The sequence below is a fragment of the Cutibacterium nasicola genome (assembly GCF_052654715.2).
The window spans coordinates 1,799,684-1,826,052 of record NZ_CP199745.2 but is presented as its reverse complement, the minus strand read 5'-3'; the positions used below and the strand labels follow the sequence as shown (position 1 = coordinate 1,826,052).

General features: G+C 64.3%; 25 protein-coding genes, 1 tRNA gene and 1 riboswitch. Of the genes, 14 read left to right on the top strand and 12 right to left on the bottom strand.

What is annotated here, in order from left to right; genetic code table 11:
- Positions 1–58: 58 nt before the first annotated feature.
- On the bottom strand, positions 59–712 hold the full coding sequence (locus ACUCCZ_RS08630) for a precorrin-8X methylmutase (RefSeq protein WP_334355084.1): 654 nt from the start codon (positions 710–712) through the stop codon (positions 59–61).
- A gap of 301 nt (positions 713–1,013) precedes the next feature.
- Here ACUCCZ_RS08630 and ACUCCZ_RS08625 point away from each other — a divergent pair, with 301 nt between their 5' ends.
- The 4 genes from ACUCCZ_RS08625 to ACUCCZ_RS08610 are packed head-to-tail and all read left to right on the top strand — an operon-like array spanning position 1,014 to position 3,799.
- The gene (locus tag ACUCCZ_RS08625; RefSeq protein ID WP_334355083.1) at positions 1,014–1,697 is read left to right on the top strand and encodes an energy-coupling factor ABC transporter permease; all 684 of its coding nucleotides are present in this window, start codon (positions 1,014–1,016) and stop codon (positions 1,695–1,697) included.
- Positions 1,690–2,127, top strand: a complete 438-nt coding sequence (locus ACUCCZ_RS08620; protein WP_069101815.1) for an energy-coupling factor ABC transporter substrate-binding protein — start codon at positions 1,690–1,692, stop codon at positions 2,125–2,127. The genes ACUCCZ_RS08625 and ACUCCZ_RS08620 overlap by 8 nt, the downstream gene beginning before the upstream one ends.
- Entirely contained in the window at positions 2,124–2,969 is an 846-nt protein-coding gene (gene cbiQ, locus ACUCCZ_RS08615) for a cobalt ECF transporter T component CbiQ (protein WP_279186945.1), read from the top strand. The genes ACUCCZ_RS08620 and cbiQ overlap by 4 nt, the downstream gene beginning before the upstream one ends.
- On the top strand, positions 2,966–3,799 hold the full coding sequence (locus ACUCCZ_RS08610) for an energy-coupling factor ABC transporter ATP-binding protein (RefSeq protein WP_065674341.1): 834 nt from the start codon (positions 2,966–2,968) through the stop codon (positions 3,797–3,799). Before cbiQ ends, ACUCCZ_RS08610 begins: the two co-directional genes overlap by 4 nt.
- A 216-nt stretch (positions 3,800–4,015) precedes the next feature.
- On the opposite strand, the gene cbiT is transcribed toward ACUCCZ_RS08610, so the two are convergent.
- Positions 4,016–4,612, bottom strand: a complete 597-nt coding sequence (gene cbiT, locus ACUCCZ_RS08605) for a precorrin-6Y C5,15-methyltransferase (decarboxylating) subunit CbiT (RefSeq protein ID WP_202724899.1) — start codon at positions 4,610–4,612, stop codon at positions 4,016–4,018.
- A 23-nt stretch (positions 4,613–4,635) separates the two neighbouring features.
- Positions 4,636–4,772: riboswitch (cobalamin riboswitch) on the top strand.
- Positions 4,773–4,812: 40 nt separating this feature from the next.
- Here cbiT and cobO point away from each other — a divergent pair.
- Genes cobO through cobA form a run of 3 tightly spaced genes read left to right on the top strand, consistent with a single transcriptional unit; the run spans position 4,813 to position 8,635 of the window.
- Positions 4,813–5,427 (top strand): cob(I)yrinic acid a,c-diamide adenosyltransferase, encoded by a 615-nt coding sequence (gene cobO, locus ACUCCZ_RS08600; RefSeq protein WP_036979703.1) that lies wholly within the window; start codon positions 4,813–4,815, stop codon positions 5,425–5,427.
- The gene (locus ACUCCZ_RS08595) at positions 5,427–7,859 is read left to right on the top strand and encodes a cobyrinate a,c-diamide synthase (RefSeq protein WP_435917152.1); all 2,433 of its coding nucleotides are present in this window, start codon (positions 5,427–5,429) and stop codon (positions 7,857–7,859) included. Before cobO ends, ACUCCZ_RS08595 begins: the two co-directional genes overlap by 1 nt.
- Positions 7,859–8,635 carry a uroporphyrinogen-III C-methyltransferase gene (gene cobA / locus ACUCCZ_RS08590; protein ID WP_435917151.1) on the top strand — a complete coding sequence of 259 codons (777 nt, stop codon included), beginning with the start codon at positions 7,859–7,861 and terminating at the stop codon, positions 8,633–8,635. The genes ACUCCZ_RS08595 and cobA overlap by 1 nt, the downstream gene beginning before the upstream one ends.
- Here the strand turns inward: cobA and ACUCCZ_RS08585 are convergent.
- The gene (locus ACUCCZ_RS08585) at positions 8,629–9,381 is read right to left on the bottom strand and encodes a cobalt-precorrin-6A reductase (RefSeq protein WP_435917150.1); all 753 of its coding nucleotides are present in this window, start codon (positions 9,379–9,381) and stop codon (positions 8,629–8,631) included. The genes cobA and ACUCCZ_RS08585 overlap by 7 nt on opposite strands.
- Positions 9,382–9,606: 225 nt before the next feature.
- Here ACUCCZ_RS08585 and cobT point away from each other — a divergent pair, with 225 nt between their 5' ends.
- From cobT to ACUCCZ_RS08565, 4 genes are all read left to right on the top strand, one after another.
- Positions 9,607–11,277 carry a nicotinate-nucleotide--dimethylbenzimidazole phosphoribosyltransferase gene (gene cobT, locus ACUCCZ_RS08580; protein WP_435917149.1) on the top strand — a complete coding sequence of 557 codons (1,671 nt, stop codon included), beginning with the start codon at positions 9,607–9,609 and terminating at the stop codon, positions 11,275–11,277.
- Positions 11,274–12,113, top strand: a complete 840-nt coding sequence (locus ACUCCZ_RS08575) for an adenosylcobinamide-GDP ribazoletransferase (RefSeq protein WP_279186939.1) — start codon at positions 11,274–11,276, stop codon at positions 12,111–12,113. The genes cobT and ACUCCZ_RS08575 overlap by 4 nt, the downstream gene beginning before the upstream one ends.
- The gene (locus tag ACUCCZ_RS08570; protein ID WP_435917147.1) at positions 12,110–12,874 is read left to right on the top strand and encodes a helical backbone metal receptor; all 765 of its coding nucleotides are present in this window, start codon (positions 12,110–12,112) and stop codon (positions 12,872–12,874) included. Before ACUCCZ_RS08575 ends, ACUCCZ_RS08570 begins: the two co-directional genes overlap by 4 nt.
- A 79-nt stretch (positions 12,875–12,953) precedes the next feature.
- A tRNA-Thr gene (locus tag ACUCCZ_RS08565) sits at positions 12,954–13,029 on the top strand.
- A 188-nt stretch (positions 13,030–13,217) separates the two neighbouring features.
- Here the strand turns inward: ACUCCZ_RS08565 and ACUCCZ_RS08560 are convergent.
- Genes ACUCCZ_RS08560 through ACUCCZ_RS08550 form a run of 3 tightly spaced genes read right to left on the bottom strand, consistent with a single transcriptional unit; the run spans position 13,218 to position 15,241 of the window.
- A complete protein-coding gene (locus ACUCCZ_RS08560) occupies positions 13,218–13,682 on the bottom strand; it encodes an S-ribosylhomocysteine lyase (RefSeq protein WP_435917146.1) in 465 nt (154 codons plus the stop codon).
- Between the two features lie 44 nt (positions 13,683–13,726).
- Positions 13,727–14,908 carry a mannose-6-phosphate isomerase, class I gene (gene manA / locus ACUCCZ_RS08555; RefSeq protein WP_435917145.1) on the bottom strand — a complete coding sequence of 394 codons (1,182 nt, stop codon included), beginning with the start codon at positions 14,906–14,908 and terminating at the stop codon, positions 13,727–13,729.
- A gap of 48 nt (positions 14,909–14,956) precedes the next feature.
- Positions 14,957–15,241 (bottom strand): DUF3263 domain-containing protein, encoded by a 285-nt coding sequence (locus ACUCCZ_RS08550; protein WP_435917144.1) that lies wholly within the window; start codon positions 15,239–15,241, stop codon positions 14,957–14,959.
- Between the two features lie 336 nt (positions 15,242–15,577).
- Here ACUCCZ_RS08550 and groL point away from each other — a divergent pair, with 336 nt between their 5' ends.
- Positions 15,578–17,209 (top strand): chaperonin GroEL, encoded by a 1,632-nt coding sequence (groL, locus tag ACUCCZ_RS08545; protein WP_435917143.1) that lies wholly within the window; start codon positions 15,578–15,580, stop codon positions 17,207–17,209.
- A gap of 70 nt (positions 17,210–17,279) precedes the next feature.
- On the opposite strand, the gene ACUCCZ_RS08540 is transcribed toward groL, so the two are convergent.
- Together ACUCCZ_RS08540 and ACUCCZ_RS08535 are read right to left on the bottom strand one after the other, a co-directional pair.
- Positions 17,280–17,588 (bottom strand): hypothetical protein, encoded by a 309-nt coding sequence (locus ACUCCZ_RS08540; RefSeq protein WP_435933063.1) that lies wholly within the window; start codon positions 17,586–17,588, stop codon positions 17,280–17,282.
- A gap of 509 nt (positions 17,589–18,097) precedes the next feature.
- Positions 18,098–18,652 (bottom strand): hypothetical protein, encoded by a 555-nt coding sequence (locus tag ACUCCZ_RS08535; protein ID WP_435917141.1) that lies wholly within the window; start codon positions 18,650–18,652, stop codon positions 18,098–18,100.
- Between the two features lie 649 nt (positions 18,653–19,301).
- Between ACUCCZ_RS08535 and ACUCCZ_RS08530 the strand changes: the two genes are divergently transcribed.
- Positions 19,302–20,093: a CPBP family intramembrane glutamic endopeptidase gene (locus tag ACUCCZ_RS08530; RefSeq protein WP_435917140.1), complete on the top strand. Its 792-nt coding sequence runs from the start codon at positions 19,302–19,304 to the stop codon at positions 20,091–20,093.
- A 4-nt stretch (positions 20,094–20,097) separates the two neighbouring features.
- Positions 20,098–20,784 (top strand): copper homeostasis protein CutC, encoded by a 687-nt coding sequence (locus tag ACUCCZ_RS08525; protein WP_435917139.1) that lies wholly within the window; start codon positions 20,098–20,100, stop codon positions 20,782–20,784.
- A 13-nt stretch (positions 20,785–20,797) separates the two neighbouring features.
- Here the strand turns inward: ACUCCZ_RS08525 and ACUCCZ_RS08520 are convergent, their stop codons facing one another.
- The 4 genes from ACUCCZ_RS08520 to ACUCCZ_RS08505 form a co-directional block, all read right to left on the bottom strand.
- Positions 20,798–21,616 carry a serine hydrolase gene (locus ACUCCZ_RS08520; RefSeq protein ID WP_435917382.1) on the bottom strand — a complete coding sequence of 273 codons (819 nt, stop codon included), beginning with the start codon at positions 21,614–21,616 and terminating at the stop codon, positions 20,798–20,800.
- Between the two features lie 220 nt (positions 21,617–21,836).
- Positions 21,837–23,486, bottom strand: a complete 1,650-nt coding sequence (locus tag ACUCCZ_RS08515) for a DNA repair helicase XPB (RefSeq protein ID WP_435917138.1) — start codon at positions 23,484–23,486, stop codon at positions 21,837–21,839.
- Between the two features lie 253 nt (positions 23,487–23,739).
- Positions 23,740–25,869, bottom strand: coding sequence for a helicase-associated domain-containing protein (locus ACUCCZ_RS08510; RefSeq protein ID WP_435917137.1), 2,130 nt, complete (start codon positions 25,867–25,869; stop codon positions 23,740–23,742).
- Positions 25,869–26,240, bottom strand: coding sequence for a hypothetical protein (locus ACUCCZ_RS08505; protein ID WP_435917380.1), 372 nt, complete (start codon positions 26,238–26,240; stop codon positions 25,869–25,871). Before ACUCCZ_RS08505 ends, ACUCCZ_RS08510 begins: the two co-directional genes overlap by 1 nt.
- Positions 26,241–26,369: the final 129 nt, after the last annotated feature.

Sequence of the window (26,369 nt, the reverse complement as noted above, 5' to 3'; positions counted from 1 at the left end):
TGCGGCTGCTGGGCGACGCCGGTTTCAGCCCCACTGCGATGCTCTGGTGAGGGGCTTCTCAGCGATGGTTGTTGGTCAGCTCGTCGGTCGATGCAATGGCGTTGACGGCGGCCACTGCGATCGCTGAGCCGCCACGTCGTCCCAACAAGGTGAGGTATTCCAAGTCCAGGGGCGAGTCGACAAGGGCTTGCTTGGACTCGGCTGCACCGACGAACCCGACAGGGATGCCGACGACGGCTGCCGGGCAGGCACCCGTCTCCTCGCACACCTCGAGCACCCGGTACAAGGCGGTGGGGGCGTTGCCGATGGCGACGATGGCCCCGTCGAGCTTGCCCTCCTCGGCCCACAGGTCCACCGCGGCGCAGGTTTTCGTCATGTTCTTGGCCTTGGCGATGTCGGCCAAGCGGGGATCCTTGATGTAACAGATCGTCTCGTTGTCACGGGGCAGACGGGACCGGATGATTCCGGTGGCCGTCATGGAGGAGTCGCACAGGATCGGGGCACCGTTACCCAAGGCCTTGCGGGCGGCCTTGACCACACCTGGTGTGAAAGCGATGTCGTCAGCGATGGCGGGATCCGCAGCAGCGTGAATCATCCGGACGACGACTCCCTCGACGTCGGTGGGGAAGCGATCCAAATTCGCCTCGGAACGAATGATGCGGAAGGACTCGCGGTAGATGTCGGATCCGTTGTTGACGTACTCGTGGGTCACGGCTGTGCTCCTATCGATGACAAGGGGTGATGACGACTTATCGGGATGTTCCCACACTACGCAATCAGCCACACGGGCATGCTACCTTGGTTAGGCAACCCTTTGATGCAACCCTGCAGTGGCTGTGTTTGACTGGCCATTGAACAACTCAAGAATGTCCTGATGACGTGATTGAAGCCGGGAAACGCCGGCACGGACGCGCCACTGTGGACGATCCCATGTGGATCGGAAGTCAGATCTGTCGCGCACATCAGGCCTTTCCAGGACGGGACGCGAATCCCGAGAAAGGAGATGACACCTCATGCATATCGCTGAGGGGGTTCTCTCACCAGCTGAGTGTGCAGTCTGGTATGCAGCTGCTGCTCCGTTCGTTATTCACGGCGGCTACCGAGTCGTCAAGGAGGTCAAGGAGCACCCCGAGAACAAGCTCCTGCTTGCCACTGCCGGCGCCTTCACCTTCGTCCTCTCCGCCATCAAGCTCCCCAGCGTCACGGGCTCGTCCTCCCACCCCACGGGAACCGGCGTCGGGGCAGCCCTCTTCAGACCACCGGTCATGGCGTTCCTGGGGATGATCGTGTTGATCTTCCAGGCCTTGCTGCTGGCTCACGGTGGCATGTCCACACTGGGGGCCAATACCTTCTCGATGGGCATTGCCGGACCGTGGGCCGGTTACGCCTTCTACAAGCTCACCAAGAAACTCCACGGGCCCGACGCGTTGGCAGTCTTCCTCTGTATGGTCTTCGCCGACTTCGTCACCTACGTCGTGACCAGCTTCCAGCTCGCCTTTGCCTTCCCGGATCCCACCGGTGGCTTCTGGGGGGCTGTTGGCAAGTTCCTCGGCATCTTCGCCGTGACCCAGATTCCGCTGGCCATCGCTGAGGGCTTCATCGGAATCCTGCTGTTCCGTTTCCTTGCCAAGGTCGCCGCCCCGCAGCTTCAGCAGCTCGGCGTCCTCGCTCGTACCCCGGAGGTGGCAAATGCCTGAGAACACTGCAGTCCCGACCCGTGCCGATCGTTCCCTGACCGGCAACAGCAAGTGGGTGACTCCGGTTATCGTCGTCCTGTTGATCGCCCTGTTCGTGCTGAGCATGGTCCTCGGCGCCAAGAAGGTGTCCGGAGACGAGGAGGAGGGCTTCGGCGGAACTGACGACGCAGCTGCCACCGCGGCTGAGGAGGCTGGCGCCAAGGAGTGGATCAAGCCGATCTTCGAGCCGAACTCGGGTGAGGTCGAGTCCGGTCTGTTCGCCATGCAGGCTGCCCTGGGTGCCGGCATTGCCGGGTACGCGTTGGGCCGCATGTCCGGCAAGAAGAAGGGTCGTGAGGAGGCCGAGCACGCCTCTGACCTGCACAGTGTCGACGACGTGCCCGAGGCCGCCGTCACCTCGTCGGAAGCCACTGCGACTGCCAAGTCATGACAATCACCTCTCTCGACGACGCCGCCTGGGATTCCCCCTGGCGGCGTCGTCCGGTTGGTGAGAAGGTCGCCCTATCAGCATCCTTGCTCCTGACCGCTCTGTGTACCCCGTCGATGGAGTCATCGTCGTGGGTGAGCCCGGTGGTCGGCTCCGGCATCTGGCCCGGGGCGCTACTCGCCGGGATCATCAGCGTCATCGTCATCCTCGGCCCGGCGCGCATCCGGGGGCGAGTGCTGTGGCAAGCCATGGCCGCCCCGATCGTCTTCCTGGTGGTCGGCGGGATCTCGGTCCTCATCAGCCTTGGGTCGTCCCCCATCGGGACAGTCTGGTGGCATGCCGGGGTGTTCAGCATCGGGCCGGTCACCACCGCCCAGGCGATGTCACTGATTGAACATGGCGTCTGCGGCACCCTCACCCTCATGGTGCTGGCCGTCACCACCCCCATGGTCGATCTGCTCACGTGGTTGCGGAAGTTCCACATCCCTGACCCGTTGCTCGAGATCGCCTCCCTGACCTACCGGCTCATCTTCGTGCTGCTCGACACCGTCGTGACGGCCGGTGAAGCTCAGCACGCCCGCCTCGGCGACGCCCCGGAAGGGAAATTTGGCGGGCTCAACCGGCGCATGAGCAACACCGCAGCGCTGCTCGGATCGGTCGGAATTCGAGCCTGGACGAGGGCCAACCGCCTCAACGACGGCCTGGTCAACCGCGGATTCGAGTCCGCACTGGTGACCCTGCCCGTCAAACGCGTCGGATCAGCGCGGTTCAAGATCATCGTCGTCATCGTCATCGCCGCAGTCTGGGCGATCAGCTGGTCGACGACCGGAAGGATTTTCAGATGAGTGACGAAGCCCTGTTGTCGACCGAGCACCTGTACGCCACTCACCCTGGCCGGCCCATGGTGCTCACCGACGTCAACGTGTCCTTCCGCGCTGGAGTTCGGGTGGCGATTCTGGGAGCAAACGGATCGGGCAAGACGACGCTGATGCGTTGCTTGTCGGGCTCCCTCAAGCCCGTCAAGGGCAAGGTCAAGAGAGGTGACACCGTGCTCGGTCACGGGCGCACCCAGCTTCGTGAGCACCGTCGGGCGGTTCAGCTCGTCCTTCAGGACCCCGACGACCAACTCTTCAGCGCTGACGTGAGCCAGGACGTCTCCTTCGGCCCGATGAACATGGGGCTGGACGTGGCGGAGGTGCGCGACCGCGTCGCCGAGGCCCTGCAGCTACTCGGGGCCAGCCATCTTGCCGAGCGTGCCACGCACCAGCTGTCCTACGGCGAACGCAAGAGGATTGCTGTCGCCGGTGCCGTCGCCATGCGCCCGGATCTGCTTCTCCTTGACGAGCCCACCGCCGGACTCGACCCGGTCGGCGTCACCAAGATGCTGGAGGCTTTGGACCGTCTGCGCGACCACGGTACGACCGTGGCGATGGCTACCCATGACGTCGACCTGGCCCTGGCCTGGGCTGACGAGGCGCTCATCGTTGTCGACGGGGGAGTGCAGCAGGGGCCGATCGACGAGTTACTCGCAAATGTGACCATGGTGGAGAGGGCCCATCTACACCTGCCTTGGCCCCTCGAACTGGTCCGGCGTCTTGGGATGGATGAGCGTCCCCGAACGATGAGCGAGGTCGTCGCGATCCTGTCACACCTGGCACCGAGCAGTCCGTGTTGACGTCATCGTTGTGACATCAGCGGCACAAGGCACTCTTGATGGGGCGGCCACAGTGCGGCGGTTCGATGGTCATCATGAACAGGTCAGCGCTGTCGGTTTCGGCAGTGCCACACCATGTGCGTTTCGCTGCCGAGCAGACCTGGGCTGCCTGCCTGCTGGCCTCCCAGATCAGCTGAGTCCAGGATCAGACAACTGTGCACACTGGGTGGCTCGTCGTCACTCAGTGTGCTGCCAGGTCCACGCCACGACGGTGCGGGCCGGTTTCCAGCCCCGCAGCCGGCCGATGCTGTCGGCGGTCTCGACGCCGAACCTCATGAGGTCACCGCCCAGATCCCGGTGCAAGGACTCCACGAGCATCTCGGCCTCCATCGTCACCCCATGGACGACGAGCCGTCCCCCGATGGGCAGACGTGGTCGACACTGGGTGACGAGAGTTTCCGTCGCACCGCCGCCGATGAAGATGGCATCCGGGTCGGGCAGTCCCTCCGGCAGCCCCTTGGCGAGGTCGGCGTCGATGACCTCGAACTGGCCGGGCAGAGTGAGTTCTGCGGCATTCGTGCGGGCATTGGCGGCCCGTTCTGCCTTGCGCTCCACCCCGATGGCTCGGCAGGTCGGATCGGTGCGACACCACTCGACACCGATCGACCCGGCGCCGGTGCCGAGGTCCCACAGCAGCTGGCCCGGCATGGGTCGCAACGCTGCCAGAGCGACGGCCCTCACCGGATGTTTGGTGATGAGGCCGTCATGGGCGAAGTGCGTCTCGTCGAGGCCAGGCGTGCGTCCGAGGAGGGTGGCGTCAGGATCATGGGTCATGAGGGAAGCTTAGGGCAGTGCCGGGTGAGGACAACCCGACCCGTGTGACACAATCGACGATGGCCCTCGGGGAGGAATCCGGTGTGAATCCGGAGCGGTCCCGCCACTGTGAGCGCCTCAGCGCGAGCCAGGTCGATCCTGCGGGTCAGGTCACGGAAATCCCGTGACCCGACGGGCGCGGACCCGCAAGGAGGTCGTTCATGCCGCACGCGCGCAGTGGCGCCACACCAGACGACGGGCTGTCCACCAGACAGCGACGATTACGGCCAGTTCTTGCTGTGAACACCGGCGAGGGCAAGGGCAAGACGACAGCGGCGATGGGTACCGCCCTGCGCGCCTGGAACCAAGGGTGGAAAGTCGGCGTCTTCCAGTTCGTGAAGTCCGGACGATGGCATGTCGGCGAGCAGGACGCCCTGCAAGCTCTCGGGAAACTCCACGAGGAGACCGGTGCCGGCGGTCCCGTCACATGGGAGGTCATGGGGACTGGATGGTCCTGGGCACGCTCCTTCGATGCCGCCGATGACCCCGAGGCCGCTGCCCGCGAGGGGTGGCGACACGTGTCGGAACTCCTGGCCAGCGAGGCGCTTGATTTCTACCTTCTTGACGAGTTCACCTACCCGCTGGACTGGGGATGGCTCGATGTCGACGAGGTCGTCGACACACTGGTCAACCGCCCCGGCACCCAGCACGTCGTCATCACTGGCCGTCGCGCCCCGGCAGCCCTCGTCGAGGCCGCAGACCTCGTCACCGAGATGACCAAGGTCAAGCACCCCTTCGACGCCGGTCAGCGTGGTCAGGCGGGAATCGAATGGTGATGCGCATTCCACGAATCCTCATCGCCGCCCCGGCGTCGGGAGGCGGTAAGACGACCGTCGCGACAGGTCTCATGGCAGCCCTGCGTGCCACCGGCCGGACGGTGGCGCCGTTCAAGGTCGGGCCGGATTACATCGATCCCGGTTACCACTCGATGGCCAGTGGTCGTCCGGGCCGCAACCTGGACTCCGTCATGTGTGGTGACGAGCTCATGGCTCCGCTGCTGGCCCATGGTTTCGTCACCCCCGATGCGGCGGACATTGCGGTCATCGAGGGAGTGATGGGCCTCTTCGACGGCCAGCTCGGGACCGGACGCGGGTCCAGCGCCGAGATCGCCACCTCGACCCAGACCCCGGTGGTCGTGGTCGTCGACACCGCTCATGCGTCCCTCACCCACGCCGCAGTGGTGGCAGGTCTGGCGACGTTTGATCCGAATGTCACGATCGCCGGTGTGATCCTCAACCGGGTCGCCTCTCCTCGTCATGGTGCCGAGGTCGTGCGCGGACTCGACCGACTCGGCATCCCGGTGCTGGGGCGGATTCCGCGCACCGAGTCGATCTTCGTGCCGTCTCGCCACCTGGGCCTGGTCCCGGCGGGGGAGTGGGAGCACTCCGCCTCCAAGGTCGCCGGCCTGGGTGACCTCATCGCCGAACACGTCGATCTCGACGCCGTTATGGACCTGGCCGATTCCGCACCCGACCTCGACGTCGAGCCTTGGGATCCGCGAGCCGCTCTGCAATCAGCTGGCTGGCAAGGCCATTCCTTCGACGAGCCGCCGGTGGTCGGAATCTTCGCGGGGCGAGCCTTCACCTTCCGTTACCCCGAGACCACCGAGATGTTGCGGGCGGCCGGGTTCCGGGTCGTCGACGTCGATCCCCTCACCGATCGACGTCTTCCGGACGGCATCCAGGGCCTGTACCTGGGCGGTGGATTCCCGGAGATGCACGCCACGGATTTGGAGGACAACACCGAGCTCGCGGCAGATGTCCGCGCCCATGCCGAGGCCGGGATGCCGATCGTCGCGGAGTGCGCCGGGCTTCTCTACCTCTGCCGTCACCTCGACGGGCGCGACATGGCCGGCGTCCTTCCGATGGACGCGGCGATGGCGACGAGGCTGACGATGGGGTACCGGGTCGCCACCCGCAACTCCATCAGCGTCGTCGGCCACGAATTCCACCGCACCACGACGACGCCATTGGCTGACGTCGACCCGGCTTGGCACATCGCCATGCCCGACGGCACCGATCGTGCCGAGGGAGCTCTGGGAGACCCTGCTTCTCTGGGGCGTCCCACCGTTCAGGCCTCCTACCTGCACCTGCACTGGGCCGGTCACCCCTCCCAGGCGGCGTGGTTTGCCCGTGAGGTGGCGAGGTTCCACGAGGGGAGAGGGGCCCAGGAGGGCGAGCCTGACCTCAATCACCACGGGGACAGCGACATTGCCGACGGTCTAGTCGACCTGGCCGTCAACGTCCGCGTCCTCGAGCCGCCGCAGTGGCTTCGCGACGCAATCACCTCCACCGAGCACGACTGGGCGCGTTACCCTGACGCCGCCCCGGCCCGGGACGCCCTGGCCACCATGCACGGTGTGGGAACCGACATGGTTCTGCCCACCTCCGGAGCAGCCGAGGCCTTCCCCCTCATTGCGACCACGCAGCCGCACCACGCTGCGGTCATCCATCCTCAGTTCACCGAGCCGGAGGCAGCTCTGAGATCAGCCGGGATTGACGTCGACCGAGTCATCCTCAATGCCTCCGACGGGTTCGCACTGGATCCGGCCCTCGTCCCGGAGGATGCCGACCTCGTCATCGTCGGTAACCCCACGAACCCCACCGGTCGGCTGCACCCGGCGTCCGACCTGCTGACCCTGCGCCGCCCTGGTCGGATCCTCGTCGTCGACGAAGCCTTCATGGACGCCACTGACGAGTCCCAGTCCCTCATCGGCAACGACATGGGCAACCTGCTGGTGCTGCGTTCCCTGACGAAGACCTACGGCCTGGCCGGAATCCGTGCCGGATACGTCGTCGGGGATCCGCGACTCATCTCACGTCTGGCGGCTCACCAGACCCCATGGTCGGTGTCCACCCCGGCCGTCGCGGCCATGGTCTCCTGCACCTCCGAGGAAGCGTCTCGGTTCCGCAACCAGCTGCGTGACGAGATTCCCGCGGCCCGCGCCGACCTCGTCGGACGCCTTCGAGAACTCGGTCTGACCATCGTCGATTCCGAGGCTCCCTTCGTGCTCGTCGACACCTCGTCAATCAGCGGCGAATCGGTGCGTCTTCCCCTGGCTGATCGCGGGTTTGCCGTGAGGCGCGGGGAGACCTTCCCCGGTCTCGGTCCCAGCTGGATCAGACTCGCCGTCCGTGACACGAAGACACATGCTGAGCTCGCCCGAGCCATCTCCGATCTGACAGCACACCAACCCAAGGAAAACTGATGTCCTACTCCCCAGAACTCGTTCCCGGCACTGTCACCCTCGTCGGAGGTGGCCCCGGTGATCCCGGGCTGCTGACCGTTGCAGGGCTGGAGGCAGTGCGTCAGGCCGACGTCATCCTCCACGACCGTCTCGCTCCGGTCGTCGTCATGGACGAGAATCCGGACGCCGAGAAGATCCCGGTCGGCAAGGTGCCGCGCGGGCCCTACGTCCCGCAGGAGCGAACCAACGAGCTGCTCATCGAGCATGCCAGGGCCGGGCGCAAGGTGGTGCGCCTCAAGGGTGGCGACTCCTTCGTCTTCGGACGTGGTGGCGAGGAGTGGCAGGCCTGCGCCGCAGCCGGCGTCCCGGTGCGCGTCATTCCCGGAGTCACCTCCTGCGTGGCCGGCCCCGAGCTCATGGGAGTCCCACTGACCCACCGTCACCTGGTCCAGGGATTCACCGTCGTCTCGGGGCACGTCGCCCCCGGCGACACCCGGTCCGAACTCGACTGGGCACAGATCGCCAAGACTGGCACCACTCTCGTCATCCTCATGGGCGTGGCGCACATCGGTGACATCGCTGCACGCCTCATGGAAGGTGGACTTGCCGGTGACACCCCCGTCGCCGTCGTCGCGGACGCCTCACTGTTCACCCAGCGATCCCTGACGACCACCCTGGAGAACGCCGCTGAGGACATGGCCGAGGCTGGCATCAAGCCGCCGGCCATCACCGTTGTCGGAGACGTCGCGGGCCTGGACCTCGACGAGACCCAGGTCCACGAACCGTCTGATCACTGAGATTTCACCGTCGCGAGGTGGGCGTTGATCCACTGCACCGCCTCGTCGACCTCGCTGAGCTCGTCCCCCCAACCAGGGGCCGGGCCGCGTGACACCATGACGATCTGGACGTCGGTCTCGGCTGCCAGACGGAGTTTGGGGTCCAGCTCGGTGCCCCCGGAGTCCTTCGAGACGACGGTCTCCACACCCCCGGAGAAGATCTCACGCTCCCGGGCTATGGTGAAAGGGCCACGCTCCTGCAGCACCGTCCAGCCCTCGGGAAGCTCCTCCTCGGGGGCGTCAACGCAGCGCACGATGACCCGACGCGGGCCAAGGCGCAGGTAATGGCTGATGGGTTGGCGTCCCACCGTCAGCAGGACGACATCAGGCAGGTCCGCAAGGGCTCGTGCGGCGGCGTCGTGATCGTCCACCCAGTGCCAGGTTGCGGCTTCGGGTTGGGTACGCCAGCTCGGCGGTGCGAGCCGGGCCAGCGGCAGGTTGAGATCGAGACACGCCTGTGCGGCGTGGCCGTGCATGGTCGCGGCGAAGGGGTGTGAGGCGTCCACCATGACCTTGACCTCGTTGGCGGTGAGGAAGTCCTTGAGACCGTCGACACCGCCGAACCCGCCCAGTCTCGTCGGTCCTGGGACGGGTCGTGGGGACTTCGTGCGTCCCGCCAGGGATGTGCACAGGTCGATCCCGTCATCGACCAGTCGAGTGGCCAGCTGCCGGGCCTTTGTCGTGCCGCCAAGAATGAGGACGTCCATGACTCCATCAAAGCAGGCTGTGGGACAATGATCCTCGACCGCGGTGGAACACCGGTGTGAATCCGGGACGGTCCCGCCACTGTGACGCCATCGAGGCGAAGTCAGACCAGAACCGCGCACACCTGCCCCGACCGGGGTGGGACCACATTGCGACGCACGTGCGTGGCGTCCGGGACTGCGAGGACACAGGCCCGGGGGATGCGGCGGCGTCCCCGACGATGGAGCATGATGGCCCGACTGTCTGAATCCGTGTCCGCTGAGAGCCTGCTTGCCCGTACAGTGCGCGGCATTCGAGGAGCTGACGCCAAGGCCCTGGAGGCTGCCCGAGCCCGTCAGCAGGTGCTCACCAAGCCCGAGGGTTCGCTCGGGCTGTTGGAGGATCTCTCGATCCGGCTGGCGGGAATGTACGGACAGGTACCGGTCCCTGTCCCGAGCCACCCGGTCGTCGGGCTGTTCGCAGGCGACCACGGGGTGTGGGCCCAGGGAGTCTCCCCGGATCCTCAGGAGATCACCACCCAGCAGATGGCCAACATGGCGGCCGGCGGGGCAGCGATCAGCGTGTTGTCGCGGCAGATGGGTGCGCAGCTGTGGATCACCGACGTCGGTGCCCTCCACGAGGTCGACGCGCCCATTCGCCAGCGTTGCGTGCGACGAGGCACCGATGACATCTCCCAGGGCCCGGCCATGAGTGCTGACGAGGCCGTCCAGGCCCTTGAAGTCGGTATCGAGACCGGCCTGGAGGCTGTCGAGGGGGGAGCAGACATCCTCGTCACTGGCGAGATGGGCATCGCGAATACGACGCCGGCCTCGGCACTCATCAGCGTCTTCACCGGGTGCTCTCCTGCTGAGGTGACGGGTAAGGGCGCTGGGTCGGACGACCGTCGTCACCAGCACAAGATCGGTGTCGTGTCCCGCGCACTCCAGGTCAACCGGCCCGACGCCGACCACCCGGTTGAGGCATTGGCGAAGGTGGGAGGTTTCGAGCACGCCGCCATGGCGGGGTACATCCTGGCCGCGGCCTCCCGGCGTGTCCCGGTGCTCATCGACGGGGTTATCGCCTGCTCGGCAGCTCTGACGGCCACCGCGATCTGCCCGGAGGTACGCGACTTCGTCATCACCAGCCATGCCGGCGCCGAGCCGGGAATCACCGCGTCCACCAGCGCACTCGGTCTTCCGGCCCTGCTGGATCTGGGGATGCGGCTGGGGGAGGGGTCGGGGGCCATCCTCACCCTGCCAATCGTTCAGGCCAGCGCCCACATCCTCAACGAGATGGCCACCTTCGAGGACGCCGACGTCACCGACATCAAGGTGACTGGGGAGACCGATCTTCCCGATGCCCTCGATACGAGCGCTCCCCCTTGTCGAGTCCTGGTTCTGGGGGGTGCGCGATCCGGGAAGTCGACCTTCGCTGAGTCGAGGTTGCCCCGTGACTCCAAGGTCACCTACGTCGCCACCTCCGAGCGGAATCCCGACGATGCCGAGTGGGAGGAACGAGTCCGACTACACCAGGCCCGGCGCCCGGCGACCTGGAAGACCGTCGAGACCCCGGATATCGCGTCCGTGCTGCTGGCTGACGACGACTCTCCGGTACTCGTGGACTGCCTCGGGGTGTGGATCACGCGGGTCCTCGACGAGGTCGGAGCATGGGTTGCTGATCCCGGGGACGAGTCGTGGCAGAGGTCCTTGAGAAATCGCGTCGATGAACTGACCGACGCCATCCGTCGTACTCGGCGCGACGTCACCTTCGTCTCGAATGAGGTGGGGATGGGCGTCGTGCCTGACACCCCGGCGGGACGGCTTTTCCGCGACGAGCTGGGGCGCCTCAATGCGGCTGTCGGGGATGCCTGTGACGAGGTGTGGATGTGCGTGGCTGGAATCCCGAAGAGGTGGGCATGAGCGACGAACAACATGCAGATCTTGGGAAGCTGGGACCCCTGCGTGGAGTGGCCGAGGCCCTGTCCCTCTTCACGATCCTGCCTGGGCCATACCTGAACGACATCGATCGTTCGCTGGCTCGGCGGGCCATCACGGCTTTCCCCTGGCTGGGACTGTGCCTGGGAGTGGTGGCCGGCGGAATCGTTGCCCTGGTGCTCGGGTTGGGGGCTGGGTCGTGGTTGGCCGGGGTGCTCGCCGTGTGTTGGCTGGCGGGAGCGACCGGAGGCTTCCACCTCGACGGAGTCGCCGATACTGCTGACGGTCTGGGCTCGCGAGCAGCGCCTGACAAGGCCCTCGAGATCATGAAGAAGTCCGACATCGGTCCGATGGGTGTCATCAGCATCGTCCTGGTACTGATCGTGGACGCGGCTGCCGTGGTGAGCCTGGCCGGAACGACCGTTTCGGGGGCATGGTGGCGTGTGGCGATGGTGGTTGCGCTCGGGCCGGCCATCGGTCGAGCTGCCATTCTCTTCGCCACGATGACCGGCGTGCCCTGCGCTCGTCCGGGTGGATTCGGGTCCCTCGTCGCCGGGGTGACGACTCCTGAATCAGCCTCGATCAACCTGACGGTTCTGGGAGCTGTCATGGCCTTGGCGGGTTTTGTCGCCGGAGGCTGGCGGTGGTGCCTGGTCGCCCTGTTTTGCGCCGCATTGGCCCTGCTCATAGCGTGGGCCTGGATTCATCACCTGGTGAGGCGTCTGTCCGGGATGACGGGGGACACCTTTGGAAGCATCAATGAGGTGACGCAGATGAGTTTCTGGGTGCTGTCCGCCCTGGCCGTGGCGGTGGTGTCATGATCGACGATCTTGGTGCCGACGTGCCGGTGAGCGGACGAGTGCAGCGGGTGGTGAGCCTGGTGCCGTCAATCACCGAGGCGATTGCGGCGACGTGTCCGCAGACTCTGGTGGGATGCACGGATTACTGCATTCGGCCTGCCAACCTGGACGAGGCTGTCGGCCACGAGGTGGCGCGAATCAGGGGGACGAAGAATCCTGATCGGGCAGCTATCACCGACCTGGAACCAGATCTGGTCGTCGCCAATCAGGAGGAGAACCGCGAGCACGACGTCACCTTGTTGCGGAAGGCCGGTGTGCCGGTGTGGGTGACGCGGATCGACACGGTGTCCGAGGCGATCTCAAGCCTGACGAGGCTTTTCATGGAAGGGTTCGGCGTCCGGCGACCGCGGTGGTTGCGCGATGCCGACGAGGAGTGGAGCCAGTCGTGGACCGGCGAGGTGCGCAGTGCCGTGGTTGCGGTGTGGCGGGATCCGTGGGTGTGCGTCGGACAGGACACCTACATCGCCGACGCGCTGAGGCATGTCGGGGTGGAAGTGATCGATCTACCGGGGGAGTCCCGTTACCCCCACGCCGAACTGGCCGACCTCATCTCCGCCCGTCCAGACCGCGTCATCCTGCCCGACGAGCCCTACCACTTCGGCCCTGACGACGTCCCAGCTTTTCCGGGCCTTGACGTCCGTCTCGTCGATGGTCAGAAGCTGGCTTGGTACGGGCCCGCGATGGTCGGTGCGCGTCGGTACCTCGCACAGGCGTTGGCCTGACGACACTGTCGGCACATGCGTCAGTGACGTCTTGGGGGCGATGTGTGCCACAATGTTCCACGTCGTCGTGAGGCGACAGGCCTCTGTAGCTCAGTTGGTAGAGCGCCGCTCTTGTAAAGCGATGGTCGCGGGTTCGAATCCTGTCAGAGGCTCCACAACAGCCACGAGCTGGACCCGGTTGTGAATGGTTCCCCATTGACGCCGCACCACGCACCATCGCTTCGACCTGGTCAAATCGGCGGGACTGGGTGTGCAAACCGTCTATTCCGGGATCTCGAGTGACCGACCACCAACCGGTCGAAGGGCGACGTGAACGGTGAGCCCTTGAGCCATGATCACCTTCTCAGGCCATCACCCGTTCCCACTGGTCACGATGATCCAGCATCCGTCGGGCGGCGTCCTGAGCGGCTTCGATCGAATGGTTGGTTCCCCAGCCGCACTGCACCTCATTGGCCGCGGGGGTGGCGTCGAGCTCGAGGATGTCGCGCAGGGTGGTCTCGACGAGCTCACAGGTGGCCGGGACGTCCGGCTCGCCAACCATGATGAGGTAGAACCCGGTCTGGCATCCCATCGGCCCGAAATCGATGACGGATTCCGAGTGATTGCGCACGCACTCGGCGAAGGAGTGCTCGATCGAGTGGACCGCAGGCATCTCCAGATGGTCCTTGTTCGGCTGGCAGAACCTCACGTCGTACTTGGTGAGGGTGTCTCCAGCAGGCAGGTGCTTGATGTCGGCCACCCGCACGAACGGGGCCGCCACCTTGGTGTGGTCCAGGTTGAAACTCTCGACGTTCATCTTGTGTGCCATGGGTCCATCCTCTCGTAAGCTCGCGAATTCCACACGGGGTCGCGTCACACCCCAGCAGCAGCGAGGAATCCGTCGCAGTTCCCGTCCACCTGTACCTGTTCGCCAGCGGGAACCCAGACGGCCTGTCCATGCACGATCTCGTCAGTGCCCTGGGAACTCGAGCACACCGCGTACCCACCGGTGATGAGCAGGATTCGGGCCAGATCGCTGGCCGGCAGGATGGCTGGACGGGCGGTGTCGAGGTCGAGTTCCCACAGCCGGAACTGGTCATCGGTGCTCGGGAAGACCCGCAGACCGGGATCTGCCTCCTCGGCCGCCATGACTCGTGGTTCCTGGGTTTGGAAATCCACGATCCCTATCAGGGAGTCGACGTCAATGTGTTTGTCGGTGAGTCCGCCACGCACGACGTTGTTGGAGTCGGCCATGATCTCGATGCCCGTGCCTGACAAGTAGGAATGCATGAGACCGGGAGGGACTGTCAGCGATTCGCCGGGCTTGAGATGGATCCGGTTGAGCATGAGTGCCGCCAGGATCGACGGATCCCCGGGGAAATACTCGTCGAGCTCGACGGCCGTGCGAGCGAACTCACCCAGCGGCGTGTCCTCTCCAACGTGGTTGACGGCCCCTGACACCACCTCGGTGACGATCTGTCGGCGCAGGTCATCCCCGGTGATGCAGTCAAGGAAGGTCTCAGCCAGCGCCGCCGGGCCGGAACGCTCGGTGAGCGACCCCAATACCGGGTCCGTCGGGGTGTGCACGTCAAGCCCATCGAACAGCTGGCGTGTCTCATGCGGATCGCGGAACCCGCACAATCCTTCGAAATCGGTGAGGGCAACGAGGAGTTCCGGCTTGGGCCAGTCGTCGACGAAGGTGCGCTGGGGATCGTTGACGTCGACACCGGCCTGGTTCTCGCGCGCGAACCCCTGTCGCGCCATGCGTGCGTCAGGATGGGCCTGGAGGCTCAGCGGGCGGCGAGCCGAGAGGATCTTGAGCAGGAAGGGCAGCCTGGATCCGAAGGCATTGCGGCTGCGCTCACCCAGCTCGTCGGGGTGAGCCTTGAGGTATTCGGTGAGGGGAATGCCGTCAAGGGTCGACGGTGAGGTTCCATGGGCTCCGAGCCAGTACTCGGCCCAGGGCTCGCCGTCGGCTTCTTTTCCCAAGATGTTGGGGATGGCGTCATAGGAGCCCCAGGAGTACGTCCGGACCGTACCGGTCAGGCGTTTCATAGTGTGCCTCTCGTCAATGGTGGCGCATCGTAGACAATGCCGCGTGTGTCATCCGAGCAGCTGTGCGCTGCGGTTCCTGCGCTGTTGATTGCGGATTCGTTGCAGCCTCCCGATGAGGGAAGGCGCATATCGCGCGGCCGGCTCATCGTCGATCAGCTCGTTGAGCCGTAAGTGGTAACGGGGGGACGACATGCCGAGCTTCTCGCGGATGACGGTCTCCTTGTCAACACTCGGATTCCCGGCCTGCCAGGATTCCTCGAGATCCAGAATCGCGCGGTCCGATGCACTGAGTTCGCCGGACGTCACGGTTTCGGAAGTGGGGGAATCTGACACAGACCCAGTGTAGGACCCGTACCACACACATCATCTGGTGACGGGGCTCAATCTGTCTGAGGCCATCGTCAACACCACAATCGGCCACCTTCCGCTCGTCAACCCTTTGCACTCGCCGGGTGCGAGTGCTAAACATGATACTGGCACTCGGCAAGCGAGAGTGCTACTGCCCGGGTCGGTGTTGCGAGCGCCGAACGAGGGTGGTCATCCCGGTGATGAGATCACCAGATCGTCCGTCGCGGGCATCACGGGGAATCAGAACGCGGGGTCGCTCCCGCCACATCATCTGACGTCCACGGGCTGCCAAGCCCACCGGAGCGGAGGAATCCCCTAAATATGGCAAAACTCATCGAATTCAACATCGAGGCCCGCCGCGGACTCGAGGCGGGTATGAACACCCTCGCCGACGCGGTCAAGGTCACCCTCGGCCCCAAGGGCCGCAACGTCGTTCTCGAGAAGTCGTGGGGCGCTCCCACCATCACCAACGACGGTGTATCCATCGCCAAGGAGATCGAACTCGACGATCCGTACGAGAAGATCGGCGCTGAGCTCGTCAAGGAGGTCGCCAAGAAGACCGACGACGTCGCTGGCGACGGCACCACCACCGCCACCGTCCTGGCTCAGGCCATGGTTCGTGAGGGCCTGCGCAACGTCACCGCCGGCGCCAACCCGATGGGCCTGAAGAAGGGCATCGAGACCGCCGTCGAGGCCATCAGCGCTCGCCTGTCCGAGATGGCCATCGACATCGAGACCAAGGACCAGATCGCCTCCACCGCCTCCATCTCGGCTGCCGATCCCACCGTCGGTGAGATCATCGCCGAGGCCATGGACAAGGTCGGCAAGGAAGGCGTCATCACCGTCGAGGAGTCCAACACCTTCGGTCTGGAGCTCGAGCTCACCGAGGGCATGCGCTTCGACAAGGGCTACATCTCGCCCTATTTCGTCACCGACACCGAGCGCATGGAGGCTGTCCTCGAGGATCCCTACATCCTCATCGTCAACTCCAAGATCTCCTCGCTGAAGGATCTCCTGCCGGTCCTTGAGAAGGTCATGCAGTCCGGCAAGCCGCTGTTCGTCATCGCCGAGGATGTCGAGGGTGAGGCCCTCGCTGGTCTCATCGTCAACAAGATCCGCGGCACCTTCAAGTCCGTCGCCGTCAAGGCTCCGGGCTTTGGCGACCGTCGTAAGGCCATGCTCAACGACATCGCCATCCTCACCGGTGGCCAGGTCATCTCCGAGGAGGTCGGTCTGTCCCTCGACGCCGTCACCCTCGACCTGCTGGGCCACGCCCGCCAGGTTGTCGTCACCAAGGACGAGGCCACCATCGTCGACGGTGCCGGCGACTCCGAGCAGATCGCCGGACGCGTCGCCCAGATCCGCAAGGAGATCGAGAACTCCGACTCCGACTACGACCGCGAGAAGCTGCAAGAGCGTCTCGCCAAGCTCGCTGGCGGCGTCGCCGTCATCAAGGTGGGTGCTGCCACCGAGGTGGAGCTCAAGGAGCGCAAGCACCGTATCGAGGACGCCGTGCGCAACGCCAAGGCTGCCGTCGAGGAGGGCATCATCCCTGGTGGTGGTGTCGCCCTCATCCAGGCTTCCAAGGCTGCCAGGATCGAGGGCCTGGAGGGTGACGAGCTCACCGGTGCCCAGATCGTCGTGACCGCGTGCTCCGCCCCCCTCAAGCAGATCGCCATCAACGCTGGTCTCGAGGGTGGAGTCGTGGCTGAGAAGGTCGCCGGCCTGTCCGTCGGAGAGGGCCTCAACGCCGCCACCGGCGAGTACGTTGACATGGTCAAGGCCGGTATCATCGATCCGGCCAAGGTGACCCGCTCGGCCTTGCAGAACGCCGCCTCGATCGCGGCTCTGTTCCTCACCACTGAGGCCGTCATTGCTGACAAGCCCGAGCCCGTGAAGGCTGCTCCGGCTGGCGGTGACATGGACATGGGTGGCATGGGCGGAATGATGTGATCCAGTCCACCTGACTAAATGGGGCGGCTCCGATTGGAGCCGCCCCATTGTTTTTGTCGGTGACAACGGTTCAGAGGTGATCCGTGGATATCCTGCGCGATGGTGCCGGTGTTCGGACGAGGTGAATGATCGATACTGCCAGTGCTGCGACGAGCAGCACCATGCCGATGATGACGCCTGCCCCCATGTTCACACGCAGTTGGTCCGGTGTGCCCGCAAACGCCTTGTTGAGAGCGTGCATGGCGTTGGCGGTGAGCACCAGCCAGATCAAAGCCATGCATCCGGAGGACACAGCGGCGATGACGTCACCGAGTTTGCTGGTTGTCAGAGCGGTGACGACCCCGGCGGCAATGAGGATTATTCCTGTCCAAATGAGCATGGTGTGGATCGGATTGGTAACTGCCGGTAACCATGAATTGATCAAACCAAGTGTCTGGATATCGTCACTACTTTGATCCTCGACGGAACTGATCGAGATGTGACCCATGCCATTCATGGTGGCGCTGCTGTCAGTAGCGCTCACAGAGAGCCATGTGAACATGGGGATGAAGAAAAGCAGTATTCCCACAAGTACCAAGGCCCCGCTGAATAGGAGTGACGCCTTGTCCTGCTTGAGCCACATCGTGAAATGGTGGGATGACTTTGGTGTGTTGGATGATGCGCCCGGGTAATACGGGCCAGACTGCCTGTATTGCTGGGGGTTGGATTGGCTGTACTGCCCGGGATTGGGCTGGCCGTATTGCTGTCCCGTGGGATACGGCGTGGGAGGCTGTTGGTGGGGGCGTGAGCCGTCAGGGTGAGGGGCTCGTTGAGGGCCAGGCCGGTTCGGGGATGGCGTCCACGATGGCGCAGGGCTGATGCGGGTCTTGTCGAAATCGCCGTTCTCACTCATCGAATGGCCCCCTTCATGGTCTTGGTTCCGTGGATGATGATCCAAGCAGCGATGACAATCAGAGCGACGACGGCAAGAATCTCCGAAACGATGATGAAATTTGTTCCGGCTCCGTTCTTTATCGAGATCGATGACAGGATCTGTGAGAATTCGGTGATCTCGCCTGAATCATCATCGTCAAAGGCTGCAACACCGAGCATCTGTGTTAACGATGACGTGACTCGTTCTGCCAGCCCCGTGATGATGCCAGCGGGGATGCGTGCTGCTACGCACATGTAGACTGCGCCGACGGTCATTCCAGTTGTGACGAGCACATTGCGACGGAGAAGAAGAAGGATGCCTGTGGCGATGAACAGCAAGGCGGCAAGCAAAGACGTGATGCCGGTGAAGTTTGTCATAGATGACACTGCGTCGAGGAAGGCCTTGGTGTCAGCGTCAGCTGTCATCGCTCCCAGATCAATTCCCTCGAACGGTTTGACAGACGCATCATGTGGAATGCCGTCTGGAACATTGGAAGCGTGCAATGTGACCATGGACAGCATGAGGCTCAACAAGGTGAGGATGCCACACAGAATTGCCGTGGCGCCTACGCTGAACCGAATCCAGTCGGCTGCTGGTCGCGACGTTGTGCGGAGTTGTTGCTGTGGGGCTGGGGATAAGGCTGACTCGACCCGTACGGGGACTGCCACGTAGGTTGCTGTGGTTGCGGTCCCTGGGGCCATCCACCGCTCGGTGGCTGCCTGGTCATGGGGGAGGTCCTCTCTGGCATGAAAATGTGCCACGTGAGAAACAATGAGCGCGTACAGAGTACGGCACCTCGACTCATGAATTGGAAGGAGTGTGCAGAATATGGAATGGTCCGCATCGTGCGATTTCTTTGGGCGAGTCCCCTGCGCTTGGGGGTCTCCGGTGGCCATGACGGTGTTGTCCTGGATTAGTATCCCCCTACAGACCTGATCGTTGCAGGCTGGGCTACAAGGTCATGGTCGCGCGGATCCACGGTTTTGGCCGTGCCAAAGGGGTGGTAGGGCGGTTGGCGTGTGGTGTTCTCGTCGTCTTGCCGCACTGAAGTGGTGGTTGCCTGCCGTCAAGTACTCTCGTGTAGTGCACCTGAATACCCGATGCCCGCAAGGAAGCCGGTTCTCCACATTTCTTGCTGGAGCTGGAACTCTCCATCCGCTGTTGTCATTGTTGGCGGCAATGACCATACTCGGGGTGGGACAAGGCGGTTTCGCTTGTGTGCTGACAGCGTCAGTGGGCGGTCCTCCAGACTCTCAAACCTCGACAATCCTGCTGTTGGCATCCTTCGCCGGGGTCTGGCTGGCGCTCTGGGCATGGATGCGTTTCGTCGAACAGCGACCTATGAGCTGTCTTGGTTTTCGGGGCCATGGCGACGACGTGTGGATTGGGCTCGTCATCGCGGTCGTGATCCTCGGTATTGACGTCGCGGTCATGACGGCCAGTGGCCAGGCGACGATGTCGTGGGGACGGCCGAGTGTCATGGCGGTGGTGCTCATCGTCGCCGCGATTGTGCTGTTTCTGGTGCAGGGATGCGCCGAGGAAGCCGTGCTACGCGGCTACCTCATGCAGTCAGTAGCCGCGAAATGGGGAGTTCTCGCCGGACTGGCCATTCAAGCTGTCGTCTTCGCCGCGCTGCACGGTGCCAACCCCGGTACGACATGGGTAGCTTTGGTGAACATCGCAGGATTCGGCCTCATGCAAGGGTTGCTAGTGGTGTGGCGGGGTAACCTGCTTGCGGCGATGGCGTTCCATACCGCTTGGAATTGGTTGCAGGGGATGGTGCTGGGTTTCGACGTGTCAGGCCTGCACTTTGATGAGAGCGTCATGACGACCGCGAGGACACCTGATTCTCGCTCCTGGCTCACTGGCGGAACGTTCGGGGCAGAAGGATCCGTCGTCAGCATGATCGTCTTGGTGGCCCTGATTACCGTCCTTGTGGTGACGATTCGACGCGACTGGCGCAACAATTAGGGCTATGCTATTGCTCGAGGTCATATGTCTGCACGAACACGACGCCAAGCGGGCAGCGGAAGGGGGTGCCGATCGCGTCGAGTTGGTTGGCACCATGGACGACGAGGGGCTGGCGCCAAGCCCTGAGCTGTTGGCACGCACCCTCAGCGCCGTCGACATTCCAGTGCGACCGATGCTGCGTCTCGATGGTGGATTTCGGGCTGATCCACGTCGTCAGGACGAGGCCTTACGCCTGGCCAGCGCATACCGTGACTTGGGCGCCGACGGCCCAGTACTGGGATTTCTCGATCCGGCGACTGGAGTTGATGTCAAGACCGTCACCGAGCTGACAGCGGGGTACCAGCATTGGACGTTTCATCGTGCCATCGATAACAGTCTGGAGCCGGACAAGGCGTGGGCGCAATTGCTCGGCTTGCCTGCGCTCGATCAGGTACTGACCGCTGGATCACCACGAGGTGTCGAGCACGGCATCGACGATCTCATTGCCCGAGCGAAGGCGGACCCTCGAGTTGCCAACCTCGTCATGGCTGGCGGTGGGCTGCGTGCTGAACACGTTCCGTGGCTGTACCAGGCCGGCATCCGGGCCTTCCACATTGGTAGCCCAGCGCGGCCTCAAGGGTCGTGGAAGGCGTGGGTCAATGCTGATTTGGTGAGGTCGTGGCGACATCTCCTCGACCGCTTGGCCGGGTGAGGCCAACCTTGCGTCAGTATGCCTGGATCCACACATCTCGGGTTCCCGGCGCCCGAAACTGAGCATGGCCATGGTCGCCCCTGACAGTCTGAGGAGCCGGGGAACCGGTCTGTTGCGCCGACGAGGCTGAGGTGCTGTGCTGATGGCGGGCGATGATTCGTGCCATTCCTTCGATGGTTTCGACGAGGTCGTCCATCGATGCGGTGGCGGAATGGGTGAGCCCCACGGCGGTGTACCCCGTTGTCCCGGTGGAGGCCACTGAATTGACGTGCCAACCATCGTCGCGCGGCAACCATCCATTCTTGACGAAGGGGGACTCCATGCCTGCCGTCATGCCCCAATTCTGGTCATCGTCGACGCTGGACATGAGCTCGCGGGCGTACGCACGCATGGATTCGGGAATGATCGTGTTAGGGCAGAAAATGTGATCGGCGAGCACAACTTGGTCAGCGGCGGTCGTTGACGTCAGGCCCCAACGGTTTTCGGGATCGAAGGTGGTGTGCGTGGCGCCCATGCGGCGCATCGCCGTACGGACCCCGCCAGCCTTGCCAACCTGCTTCCACAGCGTCGTCGTGGCATCGTTGCTCGAGCTTTCGATCATGGGGACGAGAAGGCTCTTCTCGTCCCTGGTGAGTGGGCGCTTGTCGTCAGAAGCCTGGATCAGCACGGTTTCCATGATCGCGAGTTTGATGATGGACGCGGTGATGTATGTGGTCGCGCCGTGATCGAGAACGTGGATGTCGCGCTGCCCGTGCACCCGCATCGCCACGGACTGCTCTCCCCTACGGGCCTTGAGGTATTTCTTCAGCTCATTCTGGTAAGGAAACGGCACATAGGGTCCGGGACCTGCAAGGTTTGCCGCCTTGGCGGGTGCAAGCTTGTGGGGTGCAGGCTTCTCCGGACGATTTTCGGCACGCACCATGGGCACACCGATGGCAGCCCCGCCAGCGACGACCAGGCCCCCTAGCGCTGCACGTCTGGTGATGAGAGCCTTCGCGGACAAGGCGTCCTCCTTCGTGGGCCTAGTGCTTTCACGTCTATTGTCACGCCGCTCAGTCGAGCGCGTCCAAGTCGCCCGCGTCAATGATGCGGTAAGAATACCCCTGCTCGGCCAGGAACCGCTGACGGTGGCTGGCAAAATCGGCATCAACGGTATCGCGCGAGACAACCGCGTAGAAACGAGCTACCAGGCCGTCCTTTGGACGCAGCAGACGGCCTAGACGTTGGGCCTCCTCCTGGCGTGATCCAAAGGCGCCGGAGACTTGGATGGCGACTTCGGCGCTTGGTAGATCAATGGAGAAGTTCACGACCTTGGAGACGACGAGCAGGTCGACCTGCCCCTCTCTGAAATCCTGGTAGATCTCCTGACGTCGAGTTGGCGTCGTTGACCCGGAGATGATGGGGCATCGCAATTCCTTGGCCAGTTCCTCCAACTGGTCGACATATTGGCCGATGACGAGGGTGGGCTGGCCACGATGACGCGCCACGAGGTCTTTCACGACCTTATTCTTGATGGGCAGGGTCGCGGCCATCCGGTAGCGGACGTCGGGTTCTGCCATCGCGCAGGCCATCCGGTCAGACTCAGGCAGGCTCACTCGAACCTCCACGCAGTCGGCTGGCGCAATCCACCCCTGGGCCTCGATCTCCTTCCACGGAGCGTCGTAGCGCTTGGGGCCAATGAGGGTGAAGACGTCGTCCTCATGCCCGTCCTCCCGCACCAAGGTGGCCGTCAGACCGAGACGCCGACGTGCCTGCAGGTCAGCCGTCATTCGGAAGACAGGGGCTGGTAGCAAGTGGACCTCGTCGTAGATCACAAGTCCCCAATCGCGCGCCTCGAACAGCTCCAGGTGAGGGTGCACGCCGTGACGCTTGGTGGTGATGACCTGATACGTGGCGATCGTCACCGGGCGCACCTGCTTGCGCGACCCGGAATACTCGCCGATTTCGTCAGGGGCGAGCGAGGTGCGTCGAACGAGTTCCTCTTTCCACTGTCGAGCTGAGACGGTGTTGCTGACGAGGATCAGGGTCGTGCAGCGGGCGAAGCTCATCGCGGTGGCCCCGACAATCGTCTTGCCGGCACCGCACGGCAGCACGACGACGCCGGATCCCCCGTCCCAAAAAGACTCCGCCGCGACCTTCTGGTAGGGCCGTACGCTCCATCCGTCCTCGTTGAGGGCGATGTCGTGGTGCTCGCCGTCAACGTATCCGGCAAGATCCTCGGCAGGCCAGCCGAGTTGCAACAACGCCTGTTTGAGAGTGCCGCGCTGCGACGGGTGGATCACCGCCGTCTCGTCGTCAATCTGGTCGCCGACAAGACCGCGTACTGACCTTGACCGCAGCACTTCGGTGAGCACGGCACGGTCTGGTGACACCAGCACCAGCCCGTGGGTGGGGTGCTTTTCAATTCGCAGCCGGCCATAGCGTGACATCGTCTCTGTCACGTCGATGAGCAGGCCGGACGCCACGGGGTAGCGTGAATACCGCATCAGGATGTCGACGACCTGTTCTGCGTCGTGTCCAGCGGCCATGGCGTTCCACAGGCCCAGCGGGGTGAGTCGGTAGGTGTGGATGTGCTCAGGGGCACGTTCCAGCTCCGCGAATGGAGCGATGGCATGACGGCACTCCTCTGCCTGCGGGTGATCTACCTCCAGCAGAAGGGTGTGGTCGGACTGGACAATGAGTGGGCCGGGTACGGGAGTCATCACCTCAAGTATCGCCCCATGGCTCGTGTTTGTTCCCGATGAGGTGGGCGGTGTCGGAGCTCGTGTGGCAATCGTGCGCGCAGTGGACATGCCTGCCACCGCACCTGGCAGCGATGGCGTTTTCGGGCCAGATCGCCACAGCCAGGGAGCGGGCGACGACGATGGCACCAATGCTGATGACCCTTGGCTGTGCGGTACAGATTTGTTCAGGCGGCCACCTGGACAACACCCATGCCGGGGCGGACCGGCCTGGTCAGGCAGGCTGGCAGGAGGTGATCCGGGACACCGGGACAATCGCCACCCCGCCGCCACCACGGATGACGCAGCGTACTGCTCCTGCTGCGACTGCCATGATCCGCACCGTCTGACGCACCGCAGTGCCATCGTCGATGACTCGCTCGATCTGCATCCACGCTCCCTCCTGTTGGGCTTGGTGCAATTGTGCGAGAAGCTGACGGCAATCCGAGAACCCGCGGCCCTTGTTGTTGAGCAGCGACGCGGCAAGGCCGTTCGGATCGGCGTGCGGATCCGTTGACGTGGGGGCATCGACCTTGGCACGTGGTGGCGGGGGAGCCGAGAACACGTCGCCATGGGAATCGCGGGCCACCGGGGACATTCCCAACTGGCGCAGGCCTGCCAGTACCTGGTCAGGTTCTGCCTGGGCCACTAGTACCTGCGGGCCGACTCGACGCAGTCCGACATCGGTGGCCAGCGAACTGCGCAACATCGCCTCGACGGCAGCCGGGTCGTCGACCTCCAGCAGGGCACCGGCGGCGGCCACTGACACCCGGCCGTGGTCACGTACGACGTCGTCAAGGAGGACCAGCAGGCCTTGGGGAACATCGCTGAGGGAGTGATCCGTCCACCACTGACGCACGCGTTCCCCAGTCCATCCGGCGTCCAGGGCGCGACGAAGGCTGGTCCGGTTGAATCGCCGTACGCCGGCGATGCCGGTGGACTCCCGGTCAGCCAGCAGAGCCAGGTCAGCGGCGGTGTCGGGGGTCAGCGGACCGGGAGCGACAGCGGTGAGATCGGACTGAAGGATGACCTCGTCGGTGCGCTCCGGCATGCCAGCACAGGTGAGGGAATCGACGAGATCGGTGCGTGCCCCCAGAGCGATCATTCCCAGCACCTGGCACTCGTCAAGGACAGCCTGGACCAAGGAGTCATCGACCGTGGTGCCCGGTTGACGCCACCGGATGCGGTCGGCGAGGAGGCCAGCCTCGATGGGAGTTCCGGGTTCAGATGTACTCAATTCCTCGTGGACGAGGCGTCGCCATGCTCGGGCGGTTGCCGGCGATGGGGCGTCCAGGGTGTTGTCCAGGGTGCCGGGAAGCTGCTGGATGCGTCTCCAGGCATCCCGCAAGCTCACCCACTGACCCCACAATGAATCAGTGCGCCAGCGGTCCGCGAGCGAGGTGGGTAGCCAGCCTCGTCCGTCGGCCCCGATGAATCCGCCAGCTGCTGCGACGGCGAGATGTACCCAGCCATCGTTGCCCGGTGCCACTCGCGACAGCACGGTGCGGGCGTCTCGCTTGGCCATGCCGCCACGGGCCAGCAGAGCACAGTCGTGACGCTCGACGCCCTCCAACAGGGCGGACATCGCGCTGACCGCCTCCAGCGCCGTCCCAAGGCCGGCACGGTTGACCAGGGTGGTCTGGCGGGGCTCAGGCCATGCCGGTGGGGTGGGGCTGGGTTGTTCGGCAAAGAGACGATTCCCGCGCAGGGGTAGGGCCACCTCGCGGGGCAGGATGACGGTGTCGTCGTCAAGGGGACGCAGCAGGCGGTGAGCCAGCGCTGTCTCGACGGGGGTCGTCGCAGTCTCGGGCATCACCGTGCGTCGGGCATTGGGGACGTGCCCGGTGGGGGACCACACCAGACGCTTCACCACGGCGCGCGCCGTGGGGCCTGCGCAAGCCAGTCTCTCGGCTACTTCGTCGGAACCCATGGGCATGGCGGAGACCGGTGCCAGACCGGCCGGGTACTCGGACAGGTGAGTGGTGACGACCTGAATGACGTGCAGGTGGCCGGAGCCTTCCAGGACGAGAGCCATGTCGAGCAGATCGGAGACGCCGTCCGCGACGTCTGCACGGATGGTGTCGGGCTCGGTCGGCCATCCCTGGCACATGGCGTCAGTCAGTTCAGCCAGTGTGAGATCTCCGAGTGCGGCCAAGGCGGTCAGCAGCCTCAGTCGCCACTGGTCAAGGCTGGAAATCGCAGCATTGATGGAGGCATGGGTACCAGCCCGCGAAGAGACTTCAGCGAGGTCACGGGGAGTGGGGTTCGTCAGGTCAGGACGCAGGGTCAGCAGTCGAGAGAGTCCCTGGGTATCCAGATCCCGAATCGTGGAGGCAAGGGTCGTCGGTTCATCAACCGCACTCATCAACGTGACCTCGGCTCTCGAGGTGTCAGCTGACGATCAATGAGGATGAACCCGAGCGCGAGCATCACGACGCATCCCAGGCGAGACATCCATGCGAACTGGGCCAGTACGGTTCGTACCGGCGACTCGATCGCACCACCGATGATGACGACGACCGTCACAGCGGTGAGAGCCTTGTTGAGGCGTCCGGCAGCGAAGGGGTGACGCCATGCCAGCCACCATGCGAGGAGCAGAGCCGGTATCGACAGCGGGGACCACACGCATCCCAGGGCGAGCACGACGATCCACGACCAGCCCAGCCCTCGACACAGGTCCATGAAGGACCGACTACCAGCGGTAGCGGGCATGCGCGGATCAAGCCGACGGGGCATACGAACAGTCTTGAGACGCGGCGGGGGAGTCGTCGAGACGGGGGCTTCCGACGGAGCTGCCCAGGTCGAGGAGTTACTGGTCAACCGGCTGGCGCGGATGGGTTCGCGTGGGTCCCGATGCTCAATGCG